Raw genomic sequence first — 3,099 nt, 5'->3', positions numbered from 1 at the left:
ACCCCAGAACGGATCGAGCGGGAATTTCGCGATCGACTCTACGATCCCAATGCCGATGCGCGGACGATCCGCCAGAGTCTCGAATCGCTCAAACCAGAAGAATTTACGAGTATTCTCCAATCGCGCGGTGTCTTTACCCATGACAAGATCGTCGAATTAACCGCAATTCTCGATCGCGTCCGCCTACAAGTATTAGCCGAAGTTCGCGCCGCTGAATCCGCCGGGATGCTCGAAAAAACTCAGACCGCGATCGATGTCTACTTGCGGGCTACTCCCAAACAGCAGCTCCTCTCCAATAGCGCCCCCCAAGAATTTAAAGTACTACTCACCGACGGCGATGCCGATCCGCACGAACTCCACGATCGCCTGTCGCGGATCAAACAGTATCGGTTTTTGACCGTACTCCAACAGCGCAACGATCTGACGCCCAATGAAAAGACCCAGATCGCCCAAACCCTCGAACCCGTCCTGACAGTCGCGATCGCCGATACCGAAGGACTCAAAAAAGGGGTTCAAACGCGAGTATCTACCCAGTGGCAACAGGTGCAAGACTACCTCCGCAACACTGGCAAAGACGAACTCAACCCCGATGGCATCAAACGCGACCTTCAGAAGCTCCTGAGCGATCCTCAAGCGGGTTTACACGACATTACCCATCGTGCTAGAAGTTTCGATCGAGACACCTTGGTACAATTGCTCGCGCAGCGGCAAGATCTCAGCCAAGACCAAGTTAATGGGATCTTGGATGGCGTCGAGTCCAACTGGAAGCAAGTCACCCACGCACCAGCCGCGATCGCCAATAAAGCCAGAGCAACGTATGAAGATACCACCAGCGCGATCGCCGATTATCTGCGCCGGACTGGCAAATCCGAACTCAATCCCGACGGCATCAAACGCGATCTCACCACCCTGCTCCACGACCCCAAAACCGGGCTATCATCGATCCGCGATCGGTTGAGCCAAGTCGATCGCGATACCTTGGTACAATTGCTCCGCCAGCGGGAAGACTTCACCGAAGCCGAAGCTAATGAAGCGATCGATCGAGTGCAGGATACGATTCTCCAAGTGCTGCGGACGCCCCGCCGTTTGGCAATGCGTGCCAAAACTCAAGTCAACGACTTCCAAACCACCCTGGCTGACTACCTCCGCAATACCGATAAGCAAGAACTCAATCCTGACGGCATCAAGCGCGATTTTAGCCTGCTCTTGCAAGACCCCCGCTTGGGCATCGAACACCTCGGAGATCGGCTCAAACATGTCGATCGCGATACGATGATCTCCTTACTCTCCCAGCGGGAAGACATCTCCCGCGCCGAAGCCGAGCAAATTGTCGCTCGAATCCTCAGCGTTCGCGATCGCTTTACCCAGCAGCTCGACGCTATTAAAGCCAAAATGCAATCGGTTATCGACGGCATCTTAGGCAAAGTCCGCGACTACTTCAACGGTCTCGAACGCCCCGAACTCAACTATGACGGCATCAAAGCTGACGTTCAAAAACTGTTCGACGATCCCAATGCTGGCTTCGACGCGCTCCGCGACAGGCTCTCGCATTTCGATCGCGATACCTTAGTCGCCGTCTTGAGTTCCCGCGATGACATCTCCCCCGCCGATGCCAACCGAATTATCGATCGGGTCGAACAAACTCGCAACAGCGTTCTCCATCGCGCCGAACGGATTCAAAACCAAATCCAGACCCGGATCGACGATCTCAAGCACCAAGCCCAAGCCCAAGCTGAAGCCACTCGTAAAGCCGCCGCCACCGCCGCCTGGTGGTTATTCGCCACCGGACTAGTGTCGGGTATCGCCGCCGCGATCGCAGGTGCCCTAGCCGCTGGTCCGATCGTCATTTAGCTGGGTTTACCCCCCCAACCCCCCTTATAAAGGGGGGCTTTTACTTTCTCCCCTATGAGGGACGGCTTTTGCTCCCTCCCCTATGAGGGACGGCTTTTGCTCCCTCCCCTTTATAAGGGGAGGGCTGGGGTGGGGTAAAAGACTACGCAGCAACTCCGTAATTCAAGCCAGGAAAGAGTTAAACCCCACCTAACCACTCGACGATCTGCCTTTTGATAGATACTCGATCGCCATTGGATTTGATATTATGTCACAATCCTAGAAGGTAGCGTAATCTACCTCAACCTTAACGAGAAAAATATGACGATCGAACGTGGTTCAAAAGTTCGGATAATGCGCGCAGAGTCTTACTGGTTTCGTGAAGAAGGGATCGTAGCAGCAATGGATAAAAGCGGCATCAAGTACCCCATCATCGTGCGGTTTGACAAAGTTAATTATGCAGGTGTCAACACCAATAACTTTGTCTTGCACGAGCTAGTCGAAACCGCCGCACCTACCAAGAAAGCTCAATCGACTGCCAGCTCTGGTGGTAAACAAACTACGATCGACCCAGCAACGCGTCGCACCGGACAGGGTGACATGAAGGCGGATGTGCGCCCTGGTGCAGGTGCTGAAGCGCCAGCAGTCGATACTACCGCTGTTGAAGGTACGCCCAACCAAGGTACCGAAGCTAGATAGTTGTATATTAGTGGGTGTTTGAAAAGTATAAGATCGCACTCGTAAACCCTAGAGAATCCCCCCTAGCCCCCCTTTTTAAGGGGGGAACCGGACTCTTAGTCCCCCTTTTTAAGGGGGATTTAGGGGGATTCTTTAGGGATTGCAATTGTAGCAAATAAAAATTTTCAAACAGCCTCTTAGACTTCACTAAAAATAGGTAAGCGCGATCGGTCGATCGCGCTTACCTATTTTTATGTGGCGACAAATCTATCTTTCGGTCGATCGTGTAGTCTATCTTTAGAGGCTCTAGATTATGCCAGCGCGCTCGTTATGATTGGGTGGTAATAAATATGAAATGTATCACCAATGACTGAATTAATTAATACGATTAAAACCAAAATTCCAGCATTTAATTTTAGAATTCTCGCTAGAACAGTCCTGAGTTTGTTAGCAGTTGTCTTGTTATTCACAACTACTGCTTGTAATAGCGCTGGAGAAATGAAAGCCAAGGTCGATCCTACCCGCGTTGAAAATCCCCAACCTGGCAAAATCACCGAGTTATACAAGCCGATCGCCCCTGCTGAAGGTGGC

At 52.0% G+C, this 3,099-nt stretch carries 2 protein-coding genes and 1 pseudogene; all 3 read left to right on the top strand.

All coding sequences use genetic code 11. The features are described from left to right. A pseudogene (locus tag RMO35_RS09715) lies at nt 1-1,851 on the top strand (MFS transporter); the annotation flags it as partial. Between the two features lie 300 nt (nt 1,852-2,151). Then, entirely contained in the window at nt 2,152-2,529 is a 378-nt protein-coding gene (locus tag RMO35_RS09710) for a photosystem I reaction center subunit IV (protein ID WP_309740684.1), read from the top strand. A 345-nt stretch (nt 2,530-2,874) separates the two neighbouring features. Further along, nucleotides 2,875-3,099 (top strand): hypothetical protein (locus RMO35_RS09705; protein WP_309740681.1); only part of this gene is annotated, 225 nt, incomplete at its 3' end.

The sequence above is a fragment of the Chamaesiphon sp. OTE_20_metabat_361 genome (assembly GCF_031364565.1).
This window is presented reverse-complemented; position numbering and strand designations above follow the sequence as displayed.